This is a genomic window from Nonomuraea sp. GTA35 (assembly GCF_041950525.1).
GTDB lineage: Bacteria > Actinomycetota > Actinomycetes > Streptosporangiales > Streptosporangiaceae > Nonomuraea.
The window spans coordinates 691,169-718,006 of sequence record NZ_JBGNUV010000002.1 but is presented as its reverse complement, the minus strand read 5'-3'; the positions used below and the strand labels follow the sequence as shown (position 1 = coordinate 718,006).

General features: G+C 72.7%; 22 protein-coding genes. 11 read left to right on the top strand and 11 right to left on the bottom strand.

Features of this window, described 5'->3' with window-relative positions; all coding sequences use genetic code 11:
• The first annotated feature begins 1 nt into the window (after position 1).
• From ACBJ32_RS09910 to ACBJ32_RS09890, 5 genes are read left to right on the top strand one after another with little or no spacing between them, the layout of a single operon-like run.
• Complete coding sequence (locus ACBJ32_RS09910; protein ID WP_357866485.1) at positions 2–367, top strand: STAS domain-containing protein; 366 nt, start codon at positions 2–4, stop codon at positions 365–367.
• Positions 364–765, top strand: coding sequence for an anti-sigma regulatory factor (locus tag ACBJ32_RS09905; RefSeq protein WP_375126466.1), 402 nt, complete (start codon positions 364–366; stop codon positions 763–765). The genes ACBJ32_RS09910 and ACBJ32_RS09905 overlap by 4 nt, the downstream gene beginning before the upstream one ends.
• On the top strand, positions 762–1,814 hold the full coding sequence (locus tag ACBJ32_RS09900) for an ATP-binding protein (protein ID WP_375126465.1): 1,053 nt from the start codon (positions 762–764) through the stop codon (positions 1,812–1,814). Before ACBJ32_RS09905 ends, ACBJ32_RS09900 begins: the two co-directional genes overlap by 4 nt.
• Positions 1,801–3,462 (top strand): ATP-binding protein, encoded by a 1,662-nt coding sequence (locus tag ACBJ32_RS09895; protein WP_375126464.1) that lies wholly within the window; start codon positions 1,801–1,803, stop codon positions 3,460–3,462. Before ACBJ32_RS09900 ends, ACBJ32_RS09895 begins: the two co-directional genes overlap by 14 nt.
• Positions 3,459–5,027, top strand: coding sequence for a SpoIIE family protein phosphatase (locus tag ACBJ32_RS09890; RefSeq protein WP_375126463.1), 1,569 nt, complete (start codon positions 3,459–3,461; stop codon positions 5,025–5,027). Before ACBJ32_RS09895 ends, ACBJ32_RS09890 begins: the two co-directional genes overlap by 4 nt.
• A gap of 66 nt (positions 5,028–5,093) precedes the next feature.
• Here the strand turns inward: ACBJ32_RS09890 and ACBJ32_RS09885 are convergent, their stop codons facing one another.
• From ACBJ32_RS09885 to ACBJ32_RS09870, 4 genes are all read right to left on the bottom strand, one after another.
• Positions 5,094–7,196, bottom strand: a complete 2,103-nt coding sequence (locus ACBJ32_RS09885) for a hypothetical protein (protein WP_375126462.1) — start codon at positions 7,194–7,196, stop codon at positions 5,094–5,096.
• A 95-nt stretch (positions 7,197–7,291) separates the two neighbouring features.
• Complete coding sequence (locus ACBJ32_RS09880; RefSeq protein WP_375126461.1) at positions 7,292–8,653, bottom strand: phenylacetate--CoA ligase family protein; 1,362 nt, start codon at positions 8,651–8,653, stop codon at positions 7,292–7,294.
• A 142-nt stretch (positions 8,654–8,795) separates the two neighbouring features.
• Positions 8,796–9,452 carry a response regulator transcription factor gene (locus ACBJ32_RS09875; RefSeq protein WP_357866499.1) on the bottom strand — a complete coding sequence of 219 codons (657 nt, stop codon included), beginning with the start codon at positions 9,450–9,452 and terminating at the stop codon, positions 8,796–8,798.
• Positions 9,449–10,957, bottom strand: a complete 1,509-nt coding sequence (locus ACBJ32_RS09870; RefSeq protein WP_375126460.1) for a sensor histidine kinase — start codon at positions 10,955–10,957, stop codon at positions 9,449–9,451. Before ACBJ32_RS09870 ends, ACBJ32_RS09875 begins: the two co-directional genes overlap by 4 nt.
• A gap of 176 nt (positions 10,958–11,133) precedes the next feature.
• Here ACBJ32_RS09870 and lon point away from each other — a divergent pair, with 176 nt between their 5' ends.
• The 6 genes from lon to ACBJ32_RS09840 all read left to right on the top strand — a co-directional run bounded on the left by lon (position 11,134) and on the right by ACBJ32_RS09840 (position 19,369).
• A complete protein-coding gene (gene lon / locus ACBJ32_RS09865; RefSeq protein WP_357866503.1) occupies positions 11,134–13,494 on the top strand; it encodes an endopeptidase La in 2,361 nt (786 codons plus the stop codon).
• Between the two features lie 411 nt (positions 13,495–13,905).
• Positions 13,906–14,859 carry an ATP-binding cassette domain-containing protein gene (locus ACBJ32_RS09860; RefSeq protein WP_357866505.1) on the top strand — a complete coding sequence of 318 codons (954 nt, stop codon included), beginning with the start codon at positions 13,906–13,908 and terminating at the stop codon, positions 14,857–14,859.
• Positions 14,856–15,512 carry a methionine ABC transporter permease gene (locus ACBJ32_RS09855; RefSeq protein WP_357866507.1) on the top strand — a complete coding sequence of 219 codons (657 nt, stop codon included), beginning with the start codon at positions 14,856–14,858 and terminating at the stop codon, positions 15,510–15,512. Before ACBJ32_RS09860 ends, ACBJ32_RS09855 begins: the two co-directional genes overlap by 4 nt.
• 9 nt (positions 15,513–15,521) lie before the next feature.
• Entirely contained in the window at positions 15,522–16,355 is an 834-nt protein-coding gene (locus ACBJ32_RS09850; protein ID WP_375126459.1) for a MetQ/NlpA family ABC transporter substrate-binding protein, read from the top strand.
• A gap of 87 nt (positions 16,356–16,442) precedes the next feature.
• Complete coding sequence (locus ACBJ32_RS09845) at positions 16,443–17,978, top strand: AMP-binding protein (protein WP_375126458.1); 1,536 nt, start codon at positions 16,443–16,445, stop codon at positions 17,976–17,978.
• 155 nt (positions 17,979–18,133) lie between these two features.
• The gene (locus ACBJ32_RS09840) at positions 18,134–19,369 is read left to right on the top strand and encodes a S1C family serine protease (protein WP_375126457.1); all 1,236 of its coding nucleotides are present in this window, start codon (positions 18,134–18,136) and stop codon (positions 19,367–19,369) included.
• 116 nt (positions 19,370–19,485) lie between these two features.
• Here ACBJ32_RS09840 and ACBJ32_RS09835 read toward each other — a convergent pair whose 3' ends face one another.
• From ACBJ32_RS09835 to ACBJ32_RS09805, 7 genes are all read right to left on the bottom strand, one after another.
• On the bottom strand, positions 19,486–20,226 hold the full coding sequence (locus ACBJ32_RS09835) for an ABC transporter permease (protein ID WP_375126456.1): 741 nt from the start codon (positions 20,224–20,226) through the stop codon (positions 19,486–19,488).
• Positions 20,219–21,100 (bottom strand): ABC transporter ATP-binding protein, encoded by an 882-nt coding sequence (locus tag ACBJ32_RS09830; RefSeq protein ID WP_375126455.1) that lies wholly within the window; start codon positions 21,098–21,100, stop codon positions 20,219–20,221. The genes ACBJ32_RS09835 and ACBJ32_RS09830 overlap by 8 nt, the downstream gene beginning before the upstream one ends.
• Positions 21,100–21,420 (bottom strand): transcriptional regulator, encoded by a 321-nt coding sequence (locus tag ACBJ32_RS09825; protein WP_357866521.1) that lies wholly within the window; start codon positions 21,418–21,420, stop codon positions 21,100–21,102. Before ACBJ32_RS09825 ends, ACBJ32_RS09830 begins: the two co-directional genes overlap by 1 nt.
• Complete coding sequence (locus ACBJ32_RS09820) at positions 21,417–22,037, bottom strand: hypothetical protein (protein WP_375126454.1); 621 nt, start codon at positions 22,035–22,037, stop codon at positions 21,417–21,419. Before ACBJ32_RS09820 ends, ACBJ32_RS09825 begins: the two co-directional genes overlap by 4 nt.
• Positions 22,038–22,171: 134 nt before the next feature.
• The gene (gene cydC, locus ACBJ32_RS09815) at positions 22,172–23,935 is read right to left on the bottom strand and encodes a thiol reductant ABC exporter subunit CydC (RefSeq protein WP_375126453.1); all 1,764 of its coding nucleotides are present in this window, start codon (positions 23,933–23,935) and stop codon (positions 22,172–22,174) included.
• Positions 23,932–26,055, bottom strand: a complete 2,124-nt coding sequence (gene cydD, locus ACBJ32_RS09810; RefSeq protein ID WP_375126452.1) for a thiol reductant ABC exporter subunit CydD — start codon at positions 26,053–26,055, stop codon at positions 23,932–23,934. Before cydD ends, cydC begins: the two co-directional genes overlap by 4 nt.
• A 6-nt stretch (positions 26,056–26,061) precedes the next feature.
• Complete coding sequence (locus ACBJ32_RS09805; protein ID WP_375126451.1) at positions 26,062–26,826, bottom strand: cytochrome d ubiquinol oxidase subunit II; 765 nt, start codon at positions 26,824–26,826, stop codon at positions 26,062–26,064.
• Positions 26,827–26,838: the final 12 nt, after the last annotated feature.

Below are 26,838 nucleotides of genomic sequence, written 5' to 3'. Positions count from 1 at the left end.
CGTGCAGCGCGTACCCATCCTCAAACTCGGCGACGTCCTCATCGTCTCCATCCAGGTGGACCTGGAGGACCAGGGCGTGCTCGCCCTGCAGGAGGACCTCGCCGACGCGGTCGTCGAGAACGGCGCCAAGGGCGTCATCATCGACATCACCGCCGTGGAGATCGTCGACTCGTTCATCGGCAGGATGCTGGCCACGATCGCCTCCATGTGCGGCATGCTCGACGCCCAGACCGTGGTGGTCGGCATGCGGCCCGCCGTGGCGATCACGCTGGTGGAGCTCGGGCTCTCGCTCGGCGGCGTCCGTACGGCACTCAATCTCGAGAAGGGTGTCGCGCTCCTGGACCACATCAGGAGCGCGCCCAGGTGAGCGGCGAACGCGAGGTCGTCATCGCCGGCAGCGCGGACGTCGTCGGTGTCCGCCAGCTCGTCAGGAGCATCGCCGTCGAGGTCGGCCTGTCCCTCGTCGACCAGACGAAGATCGTCACGGCCGCCAGCGAGCTGGCGCGCAACGCCCTGGTGTACGCCGGCGGCGGCGACGTACGCGTGGAGGTCGTCAGGAACGGCCCGCGGCGCGGCCTCAAGCTGGTCTTCACCGACGAGGGCCCCGGGATCCCCGACATCGAGCAGGCCCTCACCGACGGCTGGACCACCGGCAGCGGCCTGGGGCTGGGCCTCGGCGGGTCGCGCCGGCTCGTCGACGAGTTCGACCTGGTCTCCGAGCCGGGCAAGGGCACGACCGTGACGGTGACGAAGTGGTCGCGATGACCAGCTGGGTCCGTGCCGAGGACCCGAGCGCGGTCGGCGCGGTACGCAGGAAGGCCGTCGAGCTGGCCGAGGCGGCGGGCTTCGACCAGGCGCTCATCGGCCAGACGGCCGTGGCCGTGAGCGAGGCGGTCTCCAACCTCGTCAAGCACGCCATGGAGGGCACCGTCATCGTGCGCCCCCACCCTGAGGCCCCCGCCACGGTGGAGCTGATCGCCGTGGACCGGGGGCCGGGCATGGCCGACGTGGCCCGCGCGCTGCGCGACGGCTACTCGACCTCGGGGACGCTGGGCATCGGCCTGGGCGCGATCTCCCGCATCGCCACCGGCTACGACGTGCACTCCGTGCCGGGCAAGGGCACCGTGCTGGCCATGCACTTCACCGCGGGCCGCGCGCCCGCGCCGCCGCTGCGGGCCAGCGGGCTGACCAGGCCGATCGGCGACGAGACGGTGTGCGGCGACGGGTTCGCCATCGCCGAGGAGGGCCCGGTCACGACCGTGCTCGTCTGCGACGGGCTCGGGCACGGCCACATCGCCGCGCAGGCGACGCAGCGGGCCGTCGAGCTGTTCCTCGGCGTACGGGACCAGGAGCCGGCCGCCATCGTCGAGCGCCTGCACACCGGCATGAACGGCACCCGGGGAGGCGCGGTCGCGGTGGCCCGGGTGGAGCCGGGCCAGGTGTGCTTCGCCGGGCTCGGCAACGTCTCCGGCTGGATCGCGCACGCCCAGGGCAGGCAGGGCATGGTGTCGGTGCCGGGGATCGCCGGGTACCAGGGCGGGCGGCTGCGCCAGTACACCTACGAGCTGCCCGGCTACGCCACCGTGGTCCTGCACAGCGACGGGCTGACGGACCGCTGGGACCCCGCGCTCCTGCCGGGCCTGTTCTCCCGCACGCCCGCCGTGATCGCCGCCGGGCTGATGCGCGAGGCGGGCAGCAGGCGCGACGACGCCTGCGTGGTGACGGTCAGGCCCGCCCAGGAGACCGCGCGGCAGGCGCCGCCCGCCCAGGAGACAACGCTGTCCCAGGAGACAACGCGGCATGGCCAAGGCTGAGATGACCGAGCTCATCCGCGTCCGGCTCGACGCCGACCAGGACGTCTTCGTCCTGCGCCGGCTCGGCCGCGCCGCCGCCGAGCTGGCCGGCCTGGAGCCGCAGGACCAGATCCGCGTGGCGACGGCACTCAGCGAGGCCGGCCGCGAGCTGTTCGGCACCGGCTCGATCGCGGTCCTCGCCCTCGGCGACCAGCACCTGCTCATCACCCTGAAGCACTCGCGGCACTCCGACCTGTCCGGCTTGGAGGGCCTGAAGCTGGCTGGCAGGCTGGTCGACGAGATCACGCTGGACAAGGGCACCGTCACGCTCGCCAAGCGGCTGCACGGGCGCCGGCCGCCCGCCCCGGCGGCGGAGATCCGCGCCAGGCTGGCCGACCTCTCCCCGGTCTCCGCCATGGACGACCTGCGCGAGCAGAACAGGGAGCTGGCCGAGACGCTGGAGGACGTCCTGCGGCTCAACGCCGAGCTGCAGGAGACCAACACAGGCGTGATGGCGATGTACAACCAGCTCTCGGCCGAGCTGGAGGAGACCAACAGGGGAGTGGTCGCCCTGTACGCCGAGCTGGACGAGAAGTCCAGCCAGCTCAGGGAGGCCAACGAGGCCAGGAACCGGTTCTGGGCCACCGTCAGCCACGAGCTGCGCACCCCGCTGAACTCCGTCATCGGCCTGGTCAGGCTGCTGATCGGGCCGGGCGGCGACCCCATGACCGAGGAGCAGGCCCACCAGGTGCGGCTCATCGGCAGCTCGACCGAGACCCTGCTCGAGCTCGTCAGCGAGCTGCTCGACATGGCCAAGGCCGAGTCGGGCCGCCTGGACCCGCAGCCGTCGGCCGTGGACCTGACGCGGATGGCCGAGCAGCTGCACGTGATGCTGCGCCCGAACGCGAGCAACGGCGTCGAGCTGCGCCACGACGTGGCCCCCGAGGTCGCCGAGCTGCACGTGGACGAGGTCATGCTGCTGCGCATCCTGCGCAATCTGCTGTCGAACGCGGTCAAGTTCACGGTACGCGGCGAGGTGAGCCTCGAGGCGCGCCTCGACCCGGCCAAGGACGAGGCCGTCATCACGGTGGCCGACACCGGCATCGGCATCGCGCCGGAGCACCTGACCCGCGTGTTCGAGGACTTCTACCAGGTGCCGGGCTCCCTCCAGGTCAGGTCCAGGGGCACGGGCCTGGGCCTGCCGTACGCCCGCAGGCTCGCCGAGGCGCTCGGCGGCACGCTGGAGCTGGCCAGCACGGAGGGCGAGGGCACCACGGTCACGCTGCGGCTGCCGCACTACACCGGCCGGCCCGAGCTGGAGCGCGTGCTGATCGCGGACGACGACGAGGTGTTCCGCGCCGCCGCCCGCCGCATGCTGCACGGCTTCACCGCGAACGTGGACGAGGCCGCCGACGGCGCCGCCGCGCTCGACCTGATGGCGGCAGCGCCGCCCGACGCCATCCTGGTGGACCTGCTCATGCCGCGCGTGGACGGTCACGTGCTGCTCCAGCGCATGGCGGAGGACGACCGGCTGAGAGACATCCCGGTGGTCGTGGTCACGATCGCGCCCCAGCGCGCCCCCGGCGGCATGGTCGTGCTGGACAAGCACGGGCTGCGCAGGGAGGACCTGCTCCAGGCCATCCGCAGCGCGATGGGGGGACGGGCATGAGCGAGTCGGCGACCGTGCTGGTGGTGGACGACACGCCGACCAAGCGGTACATCCTGTCGAGCTGGCTGCGCCGCGCCGGGCACCGCGTGATCGAGGCGAGCGGCGGCGAGGAGGCGCTGGCCACGCTCGCCGTGCAGCGCGTGGACCTGGTCATCCTGGACGTGCGGCTGCCCGACATCCCCGGCCACGAGGTGTGCGAGCGGATCAAGGCCGACGCGGCGACCGCCTCGATCCCCATCATCCAGGTGTCGGCCAACGCCATCACCGTGGCCGACCGCGCGGAGGGGCTGGAGCGGGGCGCCGACGCGTACCTGGCCGAGCCGATCGAGCCGGCCGAGTTCGCCGCGACGGTGGAGGCCATGCTGCGCTACTACCGGGCGCGGTGGCGGGCCGAGCAGATGGCCGAGCGCCTGGCCGGGCTGGCGGACGTGACGCTGCGCATGAACGAGGCCGAGACGTTCGACGAGCTGCTGTCGGTCGCGGTCGAGGGCTCGGCCGGCGTGCTGGGCCGCTTCAGCGGCACGCTGGCCCTCCTGCCCGACGGGCGCACGCGCCGCTACCGCGCCCGCCCCGGCGAGGGGGCCACCTCCCATCCCGCCGGGCCCGACCTGCTGGACCGCCTGAGCGGCATGGTGCAGCGGGAGGCGCAGCGCGCCCACGTGTTCACGCTGCAGGCGACGGAGTGGCGCGGCCTGCTGCCGGACGTGCAGATCGAGGGCAGCAGCACGGGCGTGCTCTGCCGGACGAAGAACTCCGGCTCGCCCATCTACCTGGGCGTGGAGAGCAACCCCCCGCTCGACGCCGACGAGGTGAACCTGCTGCGCCAGCTCGGGCAGCAGCTCGCCCTGGCCGTGGCCGCGCTGCGCGCCTACACCGAGGAGCACGCGATCGCGCTGACCCTGCAGCGCAGCCTGCTGCCCACCCGCATCCCCGAGGTGCCCGGCCTGCGGGTGGCGATGCGCTACCAGCCGGCCGCCGACAACATCGAGGTGGGCGGCGACTTCTACGAGGTGCTGCCGATCGGTGACCGGGTGCTGGTGGCCATCGGCGATGTGGAGGGGCACTCGCTGCACGCCGCGACCGTGATGGCGGAGCTGCGGCACGCGATGCGGGCCTCGCTCATCGGGCAGGTGGATCTCAGCGCCTCGCTCGACCTGCTCAACCAGATGATGCGGCGCTACCACCCGCGCATGACGGCCACGCTCTGCATGATGCTCATCGACCCGGCCACGGGAGAGGTCGAGGTGGCCAACGCCGGCCACATCCCGCCCCTGTTCGCCGGGCCCGGCTGCGCCTACCACCATCTGGGCAACCTGCTGCTGGGGGCGCTGCCGGAGACGTACACGGTGGACCGGCTGAAGCTGCCGCCCGGCGGGACGCTGCTGCTGTTCACCGACGGGCTCGTGGAGGACCGCGCCATCTCGCTGGACGAGAGCCTGGAAAGGGCCAGGAGCCTCGCCGAGACCGTCGAGGACGACCTGGAGGAGTTCGCCGAGCGCATACTGGGCGCGTTCGGGTCGCGCGAGGACGACGTCGCGCTGGTGGCCGTGCGCCGGGACAAGTAACGCGCCCTCAGGGTTGCGGTGGGGGCCGTGACACCGGGCCCGGGAAACCGTCACAGGGCTCAGGGCTCAGGGCTCCGGTGGGAGCCCTCCGGCGTCGAGCAGGAACGAGTTGCGCGCCGGGTCGAGGCGCCGCCCGTCGCCGTGATCCGGCAGCAGCTCGTACGGCAGCGTGAAGCCGCGGTTCCGGGACGCCTGGCGCGGCCATTCGTGCACGTACTCGACCGACGCCCCGCCCTGCGCCCGCAGGTGCGCGACGAGCGCCAGCTCGGCGGCGTCGCCCCAGGTGCCGGGCGGGCCGGCGAACAGGCTCGGGTGCTCCTTGGCCGCCGCCTCGCAGGCCGCGCGCAGCACGGGGCCCGCGCGGCCGATCCGCCTGGCCTCGGGCGGCTCCGTCGCGGGGCCGGCCGAGACCATGTTCGCCGGGGCCCTGATGTGCCAGCGGTGGACGATCGCCATGCCCCGCTCGGAGGTGATCACGTCCTTGATCCTGGCCGGGCGCGGGCCTTGCGGTCCGGGGACCGTCCAGGTGGGCGGCCCCGCCGGGCCGTCCCAGGGCGTCTCGCCGACGTCGCGGATCCGCAGCCGCGCCATGTCCCACATCGCGCGGCGGAAGCCGTCCACGGTACGGCCGGCCATCTGGACGCGGTAGAACCAGTGCCAGTCGCGGAACAGGTCGAACTCCTCCACCCGGCCGAGCTCGTGCGCCCCGCCGCCCTCGCGCGGCACGGTGGGTCGGCCGGTGTACTTGCGCTGGCTCGGGTTGAACAGCTCCGCGCCGTTCCTGCCCCACTCCGTGGCGACGTCCACGCCGAACCGGCCGAACGCCTGGGCGAACGCGTACCGGTTCGTTTCCTTCAGATACGCGACGAAGCCCCACAACTCGCCCTCGTCCACGGCGCTCCCGGGAGAGGGGCCGGACGCCAGGCCGGCCGTCCAGTGGCACGGGCCCAGCGAGACGAACGCCCGGTCGTAGGCGTTCAGGCAGTCGAAGTAGCCGATGGCCTCGACCTCGCTCACCGCGCGCACCACCTTGTACGTGCCGAGCACGGCCCGGTCGCCCGCCTCGACGAGCTGCCGCAGCGTGGGCCCTGAGCCGCCCGGCTCCTGGGCGGGCAGCAGGTGCTCGGGCAACATCTCGCCCTCCGGCCGCCAGGTGTGCTCGAACTCCGGCCACGCCCGGGGGCCCGCATGGTCGCCGAGCACCCGGTAGTCGCCGGTCACGTCCAGCTCGGGATGGGCGGGGACCACCGGCGGGCGGGACGGGCGCTCCCAGGTGCGCGTCAGGTCGCGGACGTACAGGCGCGGCCCGGTGGAGGTGATCTCGCGGGCGCCCCACACGTTCCCGGCCCGGTGGCCGGAGGCGGGGATCGTGTGCAGGCGGTCCGGCCTGCCGTCCCGCAGCTCCCACGCCTCCACCACGACCGGGCAGCGCCGCCGCCGCTCCTTCCAGCGGCGCAGCACGAATCTGGTCCAGGCGTTGACCACTCCGGTGATCGGGTCGGCGTACCGCTCGTAGAAGGGGGCGTGCACCGCGACGAGCCGGTCCGACCAGCGGACCAGCTCCACCCCGGCGCCCCGCGCGTGGGCGGCGGCGGCGGCCGTGCCCTCCATGCCGCGCGTCACCCTGAGCGCCGCGGCCCTGCCCTCCAAGCCGCGCGTCACCCTGGGCGCGGCGCCCGGGCCCCGCGCGCCGCCCGCCGTGGTGAGCCGGACCGTCGAGACGGCGGTGACCTCCACGACCTCCTCCTCCACGAGCACCCGGAACGGCCCGGCCGCCGGGAACGCGGAGGCGGCGCTGACGTGCAGCAGGTGGGTGTCGGCGGCCACCGCGTCCAGCAGGGTCGCCGAGCGTGGCTCGCGTTCGGTGGCCGAGTCGGACAGCGACGCGTACCGCTGGAACTCCATGACCGCCAGCCACGTGGCCGTCGTGAACGCCGCCGCGTCCGGCGGCGCGAGCAGGAAACCCAGCTCGCGCAGGTCCCGGTGCAGGTCGCGCACGTGCGTCGTGCCGGTCAGCTCCGGCCGGTCCGCGCCGCCGTAGCGGGCGGGCAGCCCGGGCGCCGGGTCCCGGTCACCGGGCCGCAGGTCGAACTCGCCGTACAGGCCGGACGCGGGCCGCACGAGCGCCGCCGCCAGCCAGGCGAACAGCCGAGCGAGATCATCCAGCATGAGCCGTCACCTGCCCCGTCGAAGCACCGACCCCTCGACGGTAGGCCCCGCCGCCCGCACCCGCCCCAGGGATCGCGCTAGGGAAAACTCCGGGCTTACCGGGTGTAACGGTGCTTGGCGCCCGGCGGGAAGTACTCCGGGTCGCCCGACTCCCGCAGCCTGATGAACGGCGTCTGCTGCGGCACCGGCACGTACGCCGCGAACTCGCTGTTCAGCCGCAGCAGCTGGGCCAGGATCGACTCGCTGACCGCATGGGCGATCTCGTCGGAGGGCTTCTCCCCGGGCATCAGCTCCACCGTCACGGTCAGGTGCCGGTCGTGCCGCTCGTCCTCGACCGCCTCCAGCACGAACTTCCCCGTCACCCACGCGCTCACCCCGGGCTGCTCCAGGCCGATCGCGATGTTCTCCGGGTAGACGTTCGCGCCGTAGTAGGACACGGTGAAGTGGCTGCGGCCGAAGACGTACACGAACGGGCGCTCGGGTCCGTCCGCCCGCGGCTCGAAGCCGTGCCGCCGCACGAAGTCCAGCAGCTCCCGGTACGGGATGACGCCGCCCTCGTCGGCTATGTGGTAGCGGACGAGCGGGACGCCGTTGTCGCCGGAGAACAGCAGGGTGCCCTCGTGCTCCTCGAAGAAGCGCACGCCGGGGTCGTACTGCACGAGCGTCGGCAGCCGCGACTCGCCGAACAGCTCCCTGGCCTGGCCGGGCCGGCCCGACAGGAAGCGGCGGATCTCCACCGACAAGGGGGTCTCGTTGCCCAGGACGCCCGCGTCGGCGGTGCCGTACAGGGAGGCGACGCCGCGCACGGGGTCGGCGATCCCGGCCCGCTCGGCGACCAGCGCCCGCCACTCCTCGCTGAACACCTCTCCCGCCGTCACCAGCTTGATGTTCCAGCGGGCCCAGGGCAGGTCCTCGGTGTCGATGACGTTCTTCAGGAACGGCGGGTAGCCCAGCAGCACGACCTGGTCGAAGTGCGGCGCCAGCTCGGGGATCACCCGCACGATCTCCCGCCGGTCGGTGCCGGGGGCGACCACGGTGATCGGGTAGCCGCGCTCGGCCAGGTGGCGGCAGCAGGCGACGGTGAACAGGCCGCCCACCCAGGTGCCCAGGGCGAAGCAGACCACGGCCAGCGTACGGCGCTCGCGGGCGGCGAAGGAGCCTCCGAACACCTCCTCGAACCGGTCGGCGATCACCCGCTCGTCCGCCGCCGAGCGCGGCCAGAACGACGGCACGCCCGTGGAGCCGGAGGAGACGGCGATCAGGTCGCCGATCACGCCGTTCCTGCACAGGTCGGGCAGGGGGTGGCGGAGGGTGTAGTTGTCCTTGGTCGTCATGGGGAGCCGCGCGAAGTCCGCCCGGGTCGTCACCTTCGCGGGATCGACGCCGTGCTCGGCGAGGAACCTGCCGTAGGCGGGAACGGTGGCCGCCACCTGATGGAAGAGCTCAACCGGGTCCATCCGCCGACTGTACGACGCGGGCCAGGGGAGGGGAACGCGTGCGACCGCACGCGCGCCCCCGGGCGGAGCGCGGTGCGCCCGCACGCGCGCACCCGGGCGGCACCGGTCACTCGCCCGGTCTATCGCAAGGTCACTCGCCCGATCACTCGCCCGGGCGCACCAGCCCGGTCTCGTAGGCGTACACGATCGCCTGTGCCCGATCGCGCAGGCCGAGCTTCATCAGCACCCGCCCCACATGCGTCTTGACCGTCTGCTCGGCCACGAACAGCTTCCCGGCGATCTCCTGGTTGGACAGCGCCTGCGCGACCAGGCTGAGCACCTCCGTCTCCCGCTCGGTCAGCTCGTCGAGGCGCCGCCCCGTCACCGGCCGCGGCGCGCCCATCCGGGCGAACTCGGTGATCAGCCGCTTGGTGATCGCCGGGGCGATGAGCGCCTCCCCGGCCGCCACCACGCGCACGGCCTCGGCGAGCTGCGCGGCCGAGGCGTCCTTGAGCAGGAACCCGCTGGCCCCGGCCCGCAACGCCTCGTAGACGTAGTCGTCGAGGTCGAACGTCGTCAGGATGAGCACCTTCGCCGTGCTCTGCCGCGCCATGAGCTCCCTGGTGGCCTCCAGGCCGTTCATGACCGGCATGCGCACGTCCATGAGCACCACGTCGGGGCCCAGCTCGGCGGCCCGCTCCACCGCCTCCCGCCCGTCGGCCGCCTCGCCCACGACCTCGATGTCCGGCTGGCCGCTCAGGAACACCGTGAAACCGGTGCGCACCATGCCCTGGTCGTCGGCGATCAGAACCCGGATCACATGCTCTCCCTCTCCGCGATCGGTAACGTCGCGAGCACCTCGAAACCTCCACCGGCGACGGGGCCCGCGTCGAGCGTGCCACCCAGCAGCGCCGCCCGCTCCCGCATCCCCACCAGCCCCTGCCCGGCCCCGCGCGCCGGCCCGCCCGCCGATCCACCCTCCGGCCGGCCTGCCGGTCCACCCGCCGGTCCACCCGCCGCCCCGCCCGCCGGGCCGGGCTCGGCGCCCGCGTCGTTGACGATGCGCAGCCGCAGCTCGTCGCCCCGGCGCGCGATCTCCACCGCGACGGTGGCGCCCGGCGCGTGCCGCATCACGTTGGACAGCGACTCCTGCACGATCCGGTACGCCGACAGCTCCAGGGCCTGCGGCAGCCCGTCGAGCGCGCCGGACCGCTTGACCAGCACGGCCAGCCCGGCGGCGCGCGCGTTGGAGACCAGCTCGTCGATCCGGTCGAGCCCCGGCTGCGGCGCGGTGTCGGTGCGGCCCTGGGGGTCGCGCAGCACGCCGAGCACCTGGCGCAGCTCCGCGATGGCCTCCAGCGACAGCCCCCGGATCTCGGCCAGGCCCGCCTCCAGCTGCGCCACGTCGCCGGCCGCCTTGAGCGGCACCGCCTCCGCCTGGATGGCGATCACCGACATGTGGTGCGCCACCACGTCGTGCAGCTCGCGGGCGATGCGGGCGCGCTCCTCCAGCACCGCCTGCGCGCCCTCCGCCTGCCGCGTGCGCCGCTCCTCCTCCACCAGGCGGGCCGTGGCGGTGCGCCGCACCCGCACGTTGTAGCCGAACAGCACCGCCACCGAGGCGATGATCGTGGCCAGGAACATCGAGTCGGGGTGGACGATCCACAGGCCCAGCACCGTCGTGGCCCAGACGCCCCCGGTGATCTGCCGGTCGCACCTGACCGCGACCGAGTAGAGGACCAGCAGGTACATGATGATCGCCGTGATGATGTAGGGCGGTTCGCCCTGGCCGACCGTGATGGTCATCCAGATGATCACGGGCGCCAGCACGGCGGCGACCCGCCACGCCGCCAGCGGCCACCGGTCGCGTAGGGCGACGGGCAGCGCGACGCCGATCGCGGCCAGGTACGGGAAGATCAACGGGACCGGCCCGTGGATGGCCGGGTTGGCGATGTGGGCGCGGGCGGCGGCCTGGTTCCACTCCAGGGTGGTGCTGATCGTGATGCCGTACAGGACGAGGGCCAGCAGCAGGTCGGCCACCTGGACGAGGTCCCATGACCGGTAGGGCACCAGCGCCTCGAGCCATCGGGGCACCCTCAGCCGCAGGCGGCGCGCGCCGGACGGGGGATCGGCGTCGCCCTGGAACAGCGCCAGCGCGAACGGCCCGGCGGCCGCCCGCCCGGCCCGCCTGAGCGGGCGGGCCTGCTCGCCGCCGCTGTCACCGGGCAAGCCACCGGCCTCGGCGGCGCCGGCCCGCGACCGCCTCCACGGGCGGCGGCGGGCGATCGACCGGCCGAGCGAGCGGGCGCGCTGGACGAGGATCACCGGGTCAAGGGTACGAGCGTGCGCGGCGCCGGTCGTCACCCCGGGGTCTGACGTTCCCGTCACCCTCAGGTATCGCTTACATCATTACGATCGCCGTGAGCGAACATCGGCAAGGAAGGGAACAGCACAAGGCTCCGATGAGTTGAGCCGGTATAACTCAACCCTTTGGAGTTCGCATGAGTGAGAGCTTGATCCTCCCGGTCCTGCCGCTGGACGACGAGGTCGTCCTGCCGGGCATGGTGGTTCCGCTGGACCTGTCCGACTCCGAGGTGCGCGCCGCCATAGACGCGGCCCGTGCATCCGGTGGCAACAAGCCACGGGTCCTCCTCGTTCCCCGGATCGACGGCCGGTATGGCGCGATCGGCGTGCAGGCCGTTGTCGAGCAGGTCGGGAGGCTGCCGGGCGGCGAGCCCGCCGCCGTCGTGCGCGGCGTGAACCGGGTTCGCGTGGGCACCGGCACGACCGGCCCCGGCGCCGCACTGTGGGTCGAGGCCGAGACGATCGACACCGTCGCCGCCGGCGAGCGCGCCCAGGAGCTGGCCAAGGAGTACAAGGCGCTGGCCACCACCATCCTGCAGAAGCGCGGCGCCTGGCAGGTGGTCGACCAGGTCAACCAGATCGACGACCCCTCCGTGCTGGCCGACAGCTCCGGCTACACCCCGTGGCTGAGCACGGCGCAGAAGGTCGAGCTGCTGGAGGCGGCCGACCCGGCCGAGCGGCTGGCCAGGCTGATCGAGTGGTCCCGCGAGCACCTCGCCGAGCTCGACGTCGCCGAGACGATCCGCAAGGACGTCCAGGAGGGCATGGAGAAGCAGCAGCGCGAGTTCCTCCTGCGCCAGCAGCTCGCCGCCGTCCGCAAGGAGCTCAAGGAGCTCAACGGCGACTCCACCGAGAGCGAGGAGGAGGACTACCGCGCCCGGGTGGAGGCCGCCGACCTGCCGGAGAAGGTGCGCGAGGCCGCGCTCAAGGAGGTCGACAAGCTGGAGCGGACGCCCGACCAGTCCCCCGAGACCGGCTGGATCCGCACCTGGCTCGACACCGTCCTCGACATCCCGTGGAACGAGCGCACCGAGGACAACTACGACATCATCGGCGCCAGGGCCGTGCTCGACGCCGACCACACGGGCCTCGACGACGTCAAGGACCGCATCATCGAGCACCTGGCCGTGCGCAAGCGCCGCCAGGACAAGGGCCTCGGCGTGGTGGGCGGCCGCCGCAGCGGCGCCGTGCTGGCCCTGGCCGGCCCTCCCGGAGTCGGCAAGACCTCGCTGGGCGAGTCCGTGGCCCGCGCGATGGGCCGCAAGTTCGTCCGCGTCGCGCTCGGCGGCGTCCGCGACGAGGCCGAGATCCGCGGTCACCGGCGCACCTACGTCGGCGCGCTGCCCGGCCGCGTCGTCCGCGCCATCCGCGAGGCCGGCTCCATGAACCCGGTCGTCCTGCTCGACGAGGTCGACAAGGTCGGCGCCGACTACCGCGGCGACCCCACGGCCGCCCTGCTGGAGGTGCTCGACCCGGCGCAGAACCATACGTTCCGCGACCACTACCTCGAGGTCGAGCTCGACCTGTCCGACGTGCTGTTCCTGGCCACGGCCAACGTCCTGGAGGCCATCCCCGGGCCGCTGCTCGACCGCATGGAGGTCGTCACCCTCGACGGCTACACCGAGGACGAGAAGGTCGCGATCGCCCGCGACCACCTGCTGCCCCGGCAGCTGGAGCTGGCCGGGCTGACCCCCGAGGAGGTCACGGTCGAGGACGCGGCGCTGCGCAGGCTGGCCGCCGAGTACACCCGCGAGGCCGGCGTGCGCTCGCTGGAGCGCTCGGTCGCCAGGATCCTGCGCAAGGTGGCGGCCAAGGACGAGCTGCCCGTCACCGTGGGCGAGGACGACCTGGTCGACTACATCGGGCGGCCGAGGTTCGTGCCGGAGTCGTCGCTGCCCGAGGCCAAGCAGCGCACCTCGGTGCCCGGCGTGGCCACCGGCCTGGCGGTCACCGGAGCCGGCGGCGACGTCCTGTACGTCGAGGCGTCCCTGGCCGACCCGGAGACCGGCGAGACGGGCCTGACGCTCACCGGCCAGCTCGGCGACGTGATGAAGGAGTCGGCGCGGATCGCGCTGTCCTACCTGCGCTCGCACGGCGCGGAGCTGGAGCTGCCGGTCACCGCGCTGAAGGACCGCTCGGTGCACGTGCACTTCCCTGCCGGCGCGGTGCCGAAGGACGGCCCCTCGGCGGGCGTGACGCTGACGACGGCGCTGGCCTCGCTCCTGTCCGGGCGGCAGGTCCGCGGCGACGTGGCCATGACCGGCGAGATCTCGCTGACCGGGCGGGTGCTGCCGATCGGCGGCGTCAAGCAGAAGCTGCTGGCGGCGCACCGGGCGGGCATCACGACCGTCCTCATCCCGGCCCGCAACGAGCCGGACCTGGACGACGTGCCCGAGGAGGTCAGGGGCGAGCTGACCATCCACACCGTCAGCGACGTGCGCGAGGTCCTGGACATCGCGCTCACCCCGGCGAAGGTCGCCTCCTCCGTGGCGGCCTGACCCGCTGAGGACCACCGCCCCGCCGCGCCCAACCTTCCCGGGCGCGGCGGGGCGGTCGCATGTCCCAGGGGAGCCGCTCACAGCGAGTGACGCAGATCACGAAACAGATCAGGAATACCGGGATATGGCCTCGTCGTTAGCAACGGCGTGAACGAGGCATACGCGACCGGTCGCGGCATCCCCACGACGGGGGCCGCGTGTCGCCGCATGCGTATGGGGCGAATGCCGGCCCGTTAAGAGCAACCCGTCCGCCCGTTCTCCTCGAAGGCCGTCATGATCGCACCTGGTTTCGTGCTGCGCAGGCTGAGCCACCTGCCCTTCCACCCCGGCACCCGCTGAGGGCGGAGCCCCTTCTCCACCGGTGATGTACGTTCCCGCGGCCCCGGCCGCCCTCAGTCATGGGGATTCCCAGTGATCCAGGCTTCAGGCCTGCGCAAGCAGTACGGCACGACCGTCGCGTTGGACGGCGTGGACCTGCACGTGCGCGAAGGCGAGATCCACGGCGTGCTCGGCCAGAGCGGCGCCGGCAAGAGCACGCTGCTGCGCTGCGTCAACCTGCTGGAGCGCCCCACCGCGGGCACCGTCACCGTCGCCGGCCAGGACCTGACCGCGCTCGGCGACCGCGACCTGAACCGCGCCAGGCAGCGCATCGGCATGATCCACCAGCACTTCGCCCTGCTCTCCTCGCGCACGGTCGCCGGGAACGTGGCCTTCCCCCTGGAGGTCATGGGCGTGCCCAGGGCCGAGCGCGAGCGCCGCGTCGGCGAGTTGCTGGAGCTGGTCGGCCTGGAGGGCCGCGGCAAGCACCGCCCCCACCAGCTCTCCGGCGGGCAGAAGCAGCGCGTCGGCATCGCCAGGGCGCTGGCGGGCAACCCCTCGGTGCTGCTGTCGGACGAGGCCACCTCGGCGCTCGACCCGGCCACCACGCAGTCGATCCTGGCCCTGCTCAAGCGGCTGAACGCGGAGCTGGGCCTGACGATCCTGCTCATCACCCACGAGATGAACGTGGTCAAGAGCGTCTGCGACTCGGTCGCCATCATGGCGCAGGGCCGCATCGAGGAGTCCGGCTCCATCGCCGACCTGATCAGGACACCCGGATCGCGCCTGACCAGGGAGATCTTCCCGCTGCCCGAGCCCGCGCCGTCCGGCTCGGTGACGCTGACGTTCACCGGCGACCCGCGCCAGCCCGTGGTGTCGGAGGTGGTGCGCAAGTTCGACGTGGACCTGAGCATCCTGGGCGGCTCCATCGAGGACCTGGCCGCGGGATCCGTCGGCCGCCTGCGGGTGGCGCTGGACGGTGCCGAGGCCCCCGCCGCGCTGGCGTACCTGCGTGATTCCGGCCTGATCGTGGAGGAGGCGCCGTGACCTGGGAAGAGATGCTGCCGCTGCTGTGGCCGGCGACGGTGGAGACCGCGCTGATGGTGGGCTGGGCCACGCTGTTCACCGTGCTGCTCGGGCTGCCGCTCGGCGTGGCGCTCGTGGTGTTCGACCGGGACGGGTTGCGGCCGCTGCCCGCGTTCAAGTCGGGGCTCGGGTTCGTGGTCAACATCGGGCGGTCGCTGCCGTTCATCGTGCTGATGATCGCGATCATCCCGTTCACCCGGCTCGTCGTCGGCACCACCATCGGGACCGCCGCGTTCGTGGTGCCGCTGACCGTCGGCGCGGTGCCGTTCTTCGCCCGGCTGGTCGAGACCGCGCTGCGGGAGGTCGGCACGGACGTCGTGCAGGCCGCCCAGGCCATGGGCGCGAGCAGGACCGCGATCGTGCGCAAGGTCCTGCTGCCCGAGGCGCTGCCCGGCCTGGTGGCGGGCCTCACCGTGACCGTCGTCGCGCTGATCGGCTACTCCGCGATGGCCGGCACGCTCGGTGGCGGCGGGCTGGGCGACCTGGCGGTCCGCTACGGCTACCAGCGGTTCGAGACGCTCCTCATGATCGTGACGGTCGTGCTGCTGCTCGTGATCGTGCAACTCCTGCAGAGCCTGGGCGACTGGGTCGCTCGGCGCCTATCGCATAAGTAAGGAAAAATCATGAAAATTCACCGCCTTGTGGGCGCCGTCGCGCTGGCCCTGTCGCTCGCCGCATGCGGCACGTCGCAGTCCGCGACCGGGACCGACACCGCGGCGGCCCAGGGTGCCGACGCCGTGCTGAAGGTCGGCGCCAGCCCCGTGCCGCACGCCGAGATCCTGAACTTCGTCAAGGACAACCTGGCCCCGGCCGCCGGCATCAAGCTGGAGGTCGTGGAGTTCACCGACTACGTGCAGCCGAACGTGCAGCTCGACGAGGGCCAGCTCACGGCCAACTTCTTCCAGCACAAGCCGTACCTCGACGACTTCAACGCCACCAAGGGCACCAAGCTGAGCTTCGCCACGCCGGTGCACCTGGAGCCGCTCGGCCTCTACTCCAAGAAGATCACCGACGTGTCCGCCCTGGCCAGTGGCGCCACCGTGGCCCTGCCGAACGACGCCACCAACCTCGGCCGCGCGCTCAAGCTGCTCGCCGACAACGGCCTCGTCACGCTCAAGGACGGCGTCGGCACCGCCGCCACCGAGCGCGACGTGACGGGCAACCCGAAGAACCTGCAGTTCAAGCCGCTCGAAGCCGCGCAGCTCCCGCGCTCGCTGGAGGACGTGGACGCCGCGGTGATCAACGGCAACTACGCCATCGAGGCCGGTCTCAAGCCCGCCACGCAGGCGCTGGTGCTGGAGAAGACCGAGGGCAACCCGTACGTGAACGGCCTGGTCGTGCAGGCCGGCCACGAGAAGGACGCGAACATCGTCACTCTCGGCAAGCTCCTGCAGGACCAGAAGGTCAAGGACTTCATCAAGCAGAAGTACGAGGGCTCGGTCATCGCCGCCGGGTGACGCCAGGGCCGCGGCCTCGGCGCGAGGCCGCGGCTCCGCCGCCCGGGTCCTGGCGCGGCGGGCGATCAACCGAATACTGTTCTGGTCATGCATCCGGGAGCCATCGCAGCAGTCACCCCCGACAAGCCCGCTGTGATCATGGCGGGCTCCGGGCAGATCATCACCTTCCGCGAACTGGACGAAGAGTCGAACCGCCTGGCCCACCTGTTCCGCGCGGCGGGGCTGCGGCCGGGTGACCACATCGCGTTCATGCTCGCCAACCACCCCCGCTTCCTGGCCATCGCCTGGGCCGCGCACCGCTCGGGCCTGTACTACACCCCCGTCAGCTCGCGGCTGCAGACCGACGAGCTCGCCTACATCGTCGGCAACTGCGGGGCGCGGGTCTTCATCTCCAGCGCGGACCTGGCCGCCGTCGCCACCTCGATCACCGGCGCCACCCCCGGCGTCGAGCTGCGCCTCATGCTGGACGGCGTGGCCGAGGGCTTCGAGCCGTACGAGGAGGCGGTGGCCAAGCAGCCGGCCACCCCGGTCGAGGACGAGTGCACGGGCGCGGACATGCTCTACTCCTCGGGCACCACCGGCCGCCCCAAGGGTGTCAAGCTGGCCGCCACGCACGGGCCGCTCGACGAGCCCGGCATGCTGTTCAGGCTGATCCAGGGCCTGTTCGCGCCCACGCCCGACAGCGTCTACCTCTCGCCCGCCCCGCTGTACCACGCCGCGCCGCTGCGCTACAGCCTGACGTTCCAGCGGCTCGGGGCCACGGTGGTGGTGATGGAGCGCTTCGACCCCGAGCAGTACCTGGCGCTGGTGGAGCGGTACGGGGTGACGCACTCGCAGCTCGTGCCGACGATGTTCATCAAGATGCTCAAGCTGCCGGAAGCGACCCGGGCAAAATACGATATTTCCTCACTTCGGTACGCCATCCACGCCGCCGCCCCCTGCCCCGTCCCCGTCAAGGAACAGATGATCGACTGGTGGGGCCCGATCATCCACGAGTACTACGCGGGCACCGAGGGCAACGGCTTCCTCTATGTCGGCCCCGAGGACTGGCTCCGGCACAAGGGCACGGTCGGCCGCTCCCTGCTCGGCGTCGTGCACATCTGCGACGAGGACGGCAACGACCTGCCGCCCGGCGAGCACGGCACGATCTACTTCGAGAACGGCGGCCGCTTCGAGTACCACGGCGACCCCGGCAAGACCCGCTCGTCCCAGGACCCGCTCGGGCGCGGCTGGACCACGCTGGGGGACATCGGCTACCTGGACGAGGACGGCTTCCTGTACCTCACCGACCGCCGCTCGTACATGATCATCTCCGGCGGCGTGAACATCTACCCGCAGGAGGCCGAGAACGTGCTCTCGGTGCATCCGAAGGTGGCCGACGTGGCGGTGTTCGGGGTGCCGGACGAGGAGATGGGCGAGCAGGTCAAGGCCGTGGTCGAGCCGGTGTCCATGGCCGAGGCGGGGCCGGCGCTGGAGGCGGAGCTGATCGCGTACTGCCGGGAACATCTGGCACACTACAAGTGCCCGAAGTCGGTGGACTTCCGCGAGGAGCTCCCGAGACATCCGACAGGCAAGCTCTACAAGCGGCTGCTGCGCGAGGAGTACTGGCGCGCGAGCAGGTAAAAATCCCGGACATCTTTCCGGCCCCGCATCCCCCGGCCCGACCTCGATCGATAAGGGCTCCGTCAGGCTGGAGCGCCCTGCTGGATTTTCGGCTTAACCAGGGCTTACGCGCTTCTTGACACCCTTGAATCATCGGGATCCGAGGGAGATGGAAGATGAACGCGAACGAGCCTCGCGAGCAGGGCGCCGGCGGGTGGAGCCAGTTCGGCGCCACCCCGCCGGCCGCCGGGGGCTTTCCCCGGCGGGACACGATCGCCATGGAGGTGCCCGCCCCCGCGCCCCCGCCGCCCCCTCCGCCGTCGGGCAAGCACCGTCTCACCGCCGCGCAGAAGGCCATCGCGGGCCTCGCCCTGGCCGCCATGGCGGTCGGCGGCGGTGTCGTGGGAGCCGTCGCCGCCACCTCGTTCCAGCCTGAACCGATCGCCGGCAGCAGCCCCAGCTCGCCCAGCCCCGTCTTCAAATCCGCCTCCGACCAGCTCACCGTGGCCGACGTCGCCGCCAAGGTGCAGCCCTCCGTCGTGATGATCCAGGGTCGAACCGGTGAGGGCTCCGGCGTCGTGCTGTCGGAGGACGGGCTCATCCTCACCAACAACCACGTGGTCGTCGGCGCCGGGCAGGGCGGCCAGATGACCGTCAAGTTCAGCGACGGCAAGACGGCCAAGGCCAGCGTCGTCGGCACCGACCCCGCCACCGACCTCGGCGTCATCCGCGCCGAAGGCGTCTCGGGGCTGACCAAGGCCACACTCGGCGACAGCGACCAGCTCAGGGTCGGCGACCCGGTGCTCGCCATCGGCAGCCCGCTCGGCCTCGACGGGTCCGTCACCGCCGGCATCATCAGCGCCCTGGACCGCACCCTCAACCTCGGCGACGACCAGCCGCAGGTCCCGCCGGGCTGGGGCGAGCAGCAGCAGAGCGCGCCCACCACGATCGGTGGCGCCATCCAGACCGACGCCTCGATCAACCCGGGCAACTCCGGCGGCGCGCTGGTGAACGCCGCGGGTCAGCTCGTCGGCATCAACACCGCCATCGCCTCCCAGGCCGCCGGCGGCGGCGTCGGCTTCGCCATCCCGGTCAACACCGCCAAGCAGGTGGCCGACCAGCTCATCAGCACCGGCAAGGTCACCCACGCCTTCCTCGGCGTGAGCGTCACCGACGCGACCGGCGACGTGCCCGGCGCCCTGATCAGGCAGATCACCGCCGGAAGCCCCGCGGAGCAGGCCGGACTGAAAGAGGGCGACCTGATCACGAAGATCGGCGACAAGGCGGTTGACGGAGGCGATACGGTTGTCGGGCAGGTCAGAGGTTTCAAACCGGGCCAAGAGGTCAAGATCACATATATGAGGGATGGCACGACCCACGAGGTCAACGTCACACTCTCGGAGAATAAGTAACAAGGACCCCCTCATGGACGGGTGTGCCGTTGAGATCGCTGCGGACTCGGCGGCACACCCCCCCGGTTCCGGGCCCCGTTCCGCGCCGGCTTCCGCGGGGAAGCGGGCCCGTCCTCTCAGGAGAAGCGCCGGCCCTCGTCGCGCCGGTAGGCCCAGGCCGCCGCGATCGCCGTCACCACGGTCCACCCGGCCAGCGAGACCAGCGCCACCGCGTTCGGCGTGGTGCCCGCCGTGACCGCCCACAGCAGCTCGGCCACGCCCCGGGTCGGCACGTACGGGGAGATGACCTCCACGAAGTCGGGCAGCATCGCCGGCGGCAGCAGCAACCCGCCCACGATCGCCATCGGGAAGAACAGCACCTGCGACGCGGCGATCGCCCCCTTGGCCGCCATCACGGACCCGATGAACAGGCCCATCAGCATGAACGGCACCACCCCCACGACCAGCGCGCCCAGCCCCAGCAGCAGCCGCAGCGGCGTGGTGGTCGCCTCGGTGAGGAACGCCGCGACCAGCAGCACCGGCACGATCGAGACCAGCGTGCCGGCCAGCGTCGCCAGGATCCGTCCGGTGAAGCGGGGGAGCGGGCCGGCGGGGAGCGTGCGCAGGTACGGGTTCCACGGCAGCTCGCGGTCCTGGGCCACGGTGATGCTCAGGTTGATGAGCGCCCCCGCCATCGCGCCGAAGAACATCATCGACCCCGTCGCCATGGTCGCGGCCTGCGGATCGTCGCCCGCGAACGGCACCACGAACGCCACCATCGAGATGGCCGGGAACAGCGAGCTCGCCAGCAGCCCGACGGGCACCCTGAGCTGCTCCAGCAGGAAGAGTCTCGTGTGCGCGGCGACCAGCTCAGGCATGGGCCGACTCCTTCGTGGTGAGGGTGAGGAAGGCCTCCTCGAGGGTGGTCGGCCTGATCTCCAGGCCCGAGAACGGCGTGCCGCTGCGTACGAGCTCGACGACCAGCCGGTCGGGGTCCGTGGTCATCAGGTTGACCCGCCCGTCCACGCGCTCGGCGCCGAGCACGCCCGGCAGCTCGGGCAGGTCCGCCGCGACGAGCGAGACGCGCCGCACGCCCACGATGTCGCGCACGGCGCGCACGGTGTCGTCGGCCAGCACCCTGCCGGAGCCGACCACCACCACCCGATCGGCCAGCGCCTCGATCTCCTCCAGGTAGTGGCTGGTCAGCAGCACCGTGCCGCCGTCCTCGTGGAAGGACCTGATGCCCTCCCAGAGCGTGCGCCGCGCCTCCACGTCGAGCCCGGTCGTCGGCTCGTCCAGGAAGACCAGCCGCGGCCTGCCCGCGAACGCCAGCGCCACCGCCAGCCGCCGCCGCTGCCCGCCGGACAGCCCGCCGACCTGCCGCCTGACCAGGTCGCCCAGCCCGAATCGGGCCAGCAGCTCGCCTCTGTCCTCGCGGTCGGGGAAGTGCGCCGACACGAAGTCGACGATCTCCCCGACCCGTAACGTCTCCGGCAGCCCCGTCTCCTGCGGGGTCACGCCGATGCCGCGGCGCGTGACCGGATCCCTCGGCGAGCCGCCGAACAGCTCGACCACGCCCGACGTCGGCCGGCGCAGCCCCACGAAGAGATTGATCAGGGTGGACTTGCCCGCTCCGTTGGGGCCGAGCAGGCCGACCAGCTCGCCCGCCCTGATGTCGAGCGAGACGCGGTCGAGCGCCAGCACGTCGCCGTATCGGCGGGAGACCTCGATCGCCCGGGCCAGAACCGTCATCACGAGCCTCCAGCGTTGTCCAGCAGGGTACGGATGGCCTTGGTGTAGTCCTCGAATGCCAGTCGCCCGCGCTTGGTGAGCCGCACGAACGTGACCGGCGTGCGGCCCCGATGGGTCTTGGTGATGGCCACGTATCCGGCCTCTTCCAGCTTGGTCAGGTGAACCGACAGATTCCCGGCGGTCATGCCGAGCAGGTCCTTCAGCGAGTTGAAGGCCATCTCGTCCCCCTCCGCGAGGACGTTGAGCGCGGCGACCACCCGCAGCCTGGCCTGGGCGTGGATGACGGGGTCGAGCTCGGGCAGCGCCTTGTCCGCGGTCACGAGCGGCGCCTCGCCAGCACCCCCAGGGCGATGAACCCGCCACCCAGCAGCACGGCCGACAGCAGCGCGTGCCAGCCGGCGCCGAGCAGCACGCCCAGCCCGTTGACGGCGGCGATCCAGACGCCGAGGAAGAACATCGGCCAGGCCAGGAAGATCGCGCCGCCGGCCATGTACAGCACCGCCACCAGCATCAGCGAGCAGCCGCCCCACAGCAGGCCGCTCTCCTCCGGCGGAAGCTGAGGGCTCATCCTCGCGCAGATGACGTTCATGAGCGCGAACCCGGCGAACCAGGCGTAGCCGAACATCGCCCCTCTGGCGTTCGTGTCGCCGCGGACCCGTCTGTTCATCCACACGAAGCCGCGCGCGGCGACGGCCCCCGCCACGATCAGGCCCGCCAGCAGCACTCCCACGGCCTGCATCTGGGTGATCGGCGCGTACGGGCGGCCGTCGAGGCCGTAGTGCAGGAACAGCGCCGTGAAGCCGAGCAGCCAGGCCACGCCCCAGGGGATGTAGATCAGCAGCGGATCGCCGGAGAGCCACTTGGTGGTGGCCGCGCGCTGCTCCTCGATGACGCGCAGCATCTCCTCGGGACTCGGCGAGCGCTCGTCTTCCGTCATGCAAACTCCTCGATCCTTCAAAGTGGTTTGAATCGTAAACCTGATTGCGTCGCCAACTCAAGCCGTCGGAAGGTATGCGGAGGCTTACCGGCCGGCGCGAGGTGACGACCGGCCCGCAGCCGGGCGCCGGCCGGTCATCGCCTCGTCAGGACCTCGGACTCCCACAGGTCGCGGTAGTAGCCGGGCACGGAGACCAGCTCGTCGTGACGCCCCCGCTGCACGACCCGGCCCTCCTCCAGCACGACGATCTCGTCGACCGACTCCAGCCCTTTGAGCCGGTGGGTCACCAGCAGTGTCGTGCGGTCGCGGGTCACGTCCAGCAGGTCGGCCATCAGCCGGTCGGCCGTCTCCTCGTCCAGCGCCTCGGCCGGTTCGTCCAGCAGCAGCACCGGCGGGTCGTACAGCAGCGCCCTGGCCAGGGCCAGCCGCTGCAACTGGCCGCCGGACACGGTCCTGCCGTCCTCGCCCAGCTCGGCGTCCCAGCCGGTGCGCTCCACCCACCCGTCGAGCCGGGCGTCCCGCACGGCGCGCCGCAGCGCCTCGTCGTCCGCCTCGGGGCCTGCCAGGCGCAGGTTGTCGCGGAGGGTGGCGCGGAAGATGTACGGGTCCTGGGTCAGGCCCGTCATCAGGGCCCGCACGTCGTCGCCCGCCAGGTCACCGAGGCCGACGCCGTTGACGGTGATGCTGCCGGACTCGGGCTCGACCAGGCGCATCAGCGCGGCCAGCAACGTGCTCTTGCCCGCCCCGCTGGGGCCGACGATCGCGACCCGCTTGCCGGGCGTCAGCCGCAACGACACCCCGTCCAGCGCGGGTCGCCCGGCCCCGTCCGGCGTGGGCAACTCGGGCCGGGCCAGGGCCGGTCGGCCGCTGGGCTCCGGGTGCGGCGGGACCTCGGTCAGGTCCGGCGCCGCGTGGCGGACCACGAGGTCGTCGATCTCGATGGTCAGCGGCGCCTCGGGCCGGGGCGCGGGCGCGGCGGGCTCCGTGGTCGCCGGGGCCGCCGAGCGTACCTCACGCAGCCGCCGCAGGGCGGCGGTGATGCCCGCCATCCGCTCACCCGCCGCGGCCAGCGGCAGCACCGGCTCGAAGGCGACCAGGGACGTCAGCGCCAGCACCGCCGTGCCCACCGAGCCCGCTCCGGCGCCCTGAGCGAGCAGGACGACGCCCGCAACCGTCAGCCCCTGCACCAGCGTGCCCCCTGCCAGGGCGGCGGCGTGCACGCGGGCCTGGCGGCGCTCCAGCGCGGCCAGTGACTCGTCGGCCGCCAGCGCCTTGGCCAGCGCCTCGTCATCGGCGCCGTACGCGGCCAGGTCCGCGGAGCCGTGCACCAGATCGGCCACCCGGCTCGCCAGCGCCGCCCGCGCGGGGGCGATCCTGGCCGACCAGCGGCGCGCCGCCGCGGCGGTGCCCGCGGGCAGCGCCACCCCGGCCACCACCAGCCCGGCCACCAGCACCAGCGCCGCCACCGGCAGGATCGTCAGCCCGACGACGACCGTCGCCAGCCCCGCCATCGCCGCCGCGGCGGCGGGCAGGAGGCAGCGGACGAGCAGGTCCTGCACGGCCTCGGTGTCGTCCACCATCCGGCTCAGCAGGTCGGCGCCGCCGTGGCGGGGGCGCTGGGGCGGGATGAGCGCCTCGTAGAGCCGCTCCCGGGTGCCGGCCTGGGCGCGCAGGGCCACGTCGTGGCCGGTGAGGCGCTCGGCGTAGCGGAAGACGCCCTTACCGGTGGCGAACGCCCTGGTGGCCACGATCGCCACGCTCAGCGCGGCCAGGGGCGGCTGCTCGGCGGCCCTGGTGATGAGCCACGCGGCGGCGGCGATGAGCCCCAGCCCGGCCAGGTCGGCCGCCGACCCCGCCAGCACGGCCCACACCAGCCGCGTCCCCATCCGCCGGTTCATCGCGCACTCCCCTCACGCCGCACCACCGCGGCAGCGTCCACCCGGCCGCGCGCCGCACCGCCGTCGTCGTCGGCGTGGCGGCTCTGATCGAGTTCAGTGCTGTCGCCGCCGGTGTGGTCGTTCTCTCCGGGTGTGGTGCTGTGACGTCCGGTGTGGTCGTTTCGGCGGGGTGTGGTGCTGTCGCGTCCGGTGTGGTCGTTTCCACCGGGTGCGGTGCTGTCGAGGCCGGTGTGGCCGCTCTCGTCAGGTGGCGCGCTGGTGCCGGTGTGGTCGCTCCCGTTGAGGGCTGCGGCCGGGCCGGGCGTGCCCGCGTCCGTCGCGTCGGCGGAGGGCGGCAGCGTGGGGTCGGAAGGCGCCGTGGGGGAGGGGCGGCGCGTGGTGTCGGAGATGATGCGGCCGTCGTGGACGCGGATGACGCGGTCGGCGAGTTCGATCATGGCCGGGCGGTGGGCGACGATGACGGCCGTGCGGTCGCGTGACAGGTCCGCGGTGGCCGAGACCACCGCCGCCTCGCTGCGCCCGTCCAGGCGGGCCGTGGGCTCGTCCAGGAGCAGCACCGACGCGTCCGGGCGGCAGAAGGCCCGGGCCAGGGCGATCCGCTGGCGCTGCCCCGCCGAGAGGTTGGCGCCGCGCTCGCCCACCACCGTGTCGAACCCCTGCGGCAGGGACGCCACGAAGTCCGCGTGCGCCGCCGCCGCGGCCCTGCGCACGTCGTCCGGCGAGGCGGAGGGCGCTCCGAGGCGGATGTTGCCGGCCACCGACGTGGCGAACAGGTGCGGCCGCTGCGCCACGTACGCCAGCCGCGCCCGCCAGCCCGCCAGGTCGAGGTCGCGCAGGTCCGTGCCGTCCACGAGGACCCGGCCCTCGGACGGCTGGACGAAGCCGAGGATGAGGTGGAGCAGCGTGCTCTTGCCGCCGCCGCTCTCGCCGACCAGGGCGACCCGTTCGCGCGGGCCGATGGTGAGCGAGACGTTCTCCAGCGCGGCGCCGTCACGGCCGGGATAGCGCACGGTGACGTTCTCCAGCCGGATCTCCGGCGCCCCGTGCCCCGCCCCGCGCCGCTCGCCGGCCGCCTCCGGCGCCTCCCGTCGCGGACCGGCCTCCCCAGGCGCCTCGTGACGCTCACCGCGCCCGGTCTCCCGGCGCTCGCCGGACGTCTCCGGCCTGGCGTCGTCCCCCGACCGATCCAGTACGGCGAAGGCCGCGTCGGCGGCGGCCACCCCCTCCATGGAGGCGTGGAAGCGCGTCCCCATGGCCCGCAGCGGCAGGTACGCCTCCGGGGCCAGCAGCAGCACCAGCAGCGCCGTCGTCAGATCCAGCGACCCCCCGAGCAGCCGCAGCCCGACCGGCACCGCGACCAGCGCCAGCGACAGCGACGCGCACAGCTCCAGCACCAGCGACGACAGGAACGCCACCCGCAACGTCCGCATGGTGGCGCTGCGGTGCGCGTCGGCGATCTGCTGGATGACGGTGGCCTGGTAGCGGGCCCGGCCGAAGGCACGCAGGGTGGGCAGGCCGCGCACCACGTCGAGGAAGTGCCCGCCGAGCCGCGACAGCGCCACGAACTGCCGCTCGGTGACCGCCTTCGTGGTCATCCCGACCAGCGCCCCGAAGACGGGGATGAGCGGCAGCGTGACCAGGACGATCACCGCGCTGGCCAGGTCGGCGGCGAACAGCCGGACGAGGACGGCCACGGGCACCACGGCGGCCACCGCGATCGCGGGCAGGTAGCCGGTCAGGTAGTTGTCGAGCCCGTCGAGGCCGCGCCCCGCCAGCGTGACGAGCTCGCCGGAGCGGTGCGCGGCGAGCCGGGCGGGGCCGAGCTCGCGCAGCCGCTCCAGGAGCCGGTGCCGCAGCGCGGACTTCACGCCGGTGGCGGTGCGCCCGGCGAAGACGCCCTGCGTCCAGGCCAGCAGCGCCCGCACGCCCACCACCGCCGCCAGCGCCGCCAGCACACCCACGGTGACCGAGGGGGCGAACCGCCCTGACAGCACCCCGGCCAGCAGCTCGGCCTGCACCAGCACGAGCAGCCCCGCCAGCACGGCGGCGGCCATGGTGACGCCCAGGTGGCGGCGGACCGAGCGCTCGGCCCGCATGAGAGCGAGAAGATCCTTGTGCACGTTCCCTCAGAAGAACGACGGGAGCCGGAAGGCGTCCTTGCCTGGCCGGAAGGTGCGCCACACCCATACTTGCGCCCCGAGCATGATGGGTGCGACGGGCAGGACCATGACACTGAGCACATTCAGCGTGGCCGCGGGCGCGCTGTGGTCCAGCAGGTACGGCATCGCGCCCCCCAGCACCCCCAGCGCGGGCAGCGCGGCGACGAGCCCCGACACCAGCAGCACCCGCCCCGACCTGGTGGCCCCGAACACGCCCGGCGTCCGCCAGCCGAGGAACGTCCACCCGTGGAAGGCGAACAGCAGCGTCACCACCACGCCCAGCATGAGCCCGAGCGGGTGCACGGGCGAGGCCTCGAAGCCGGTGGCGGCGGCGTACAGGGCCATGCCCCAGCCGACCGACAGCCCCAGGGAGCCGAACGCGATCGCCGCGTCCCAGAACCCCCGCCACGCGGAGCCGTCCAGCCTGCGGCGGAACCACAGCCCGGCGTCGCGCAGCACCCAGCACAGCAGCATGGCCACGACCAGCGGGTAGAGCCCGAACAGCACCTCGCCTTCGAGCATCGGGTAGACGCCGAACATGGTCCCGGCGACGGCCACCAGCCACACCTCGTTGGCCAGCACGTACGGGGCCATGGCGGCCACCATCCGGTCCCGGTTGTCGCGCGTCCTGCCGAGCACCGGCAGCAGCAGGCCGACCCCCAGGTCGAAGCCTTCGAGCGCGAAATATCCGGCCAGCAGCACCGTGAAGACGGCGAACCAGATCACTTCCATGTCCAGACGCTC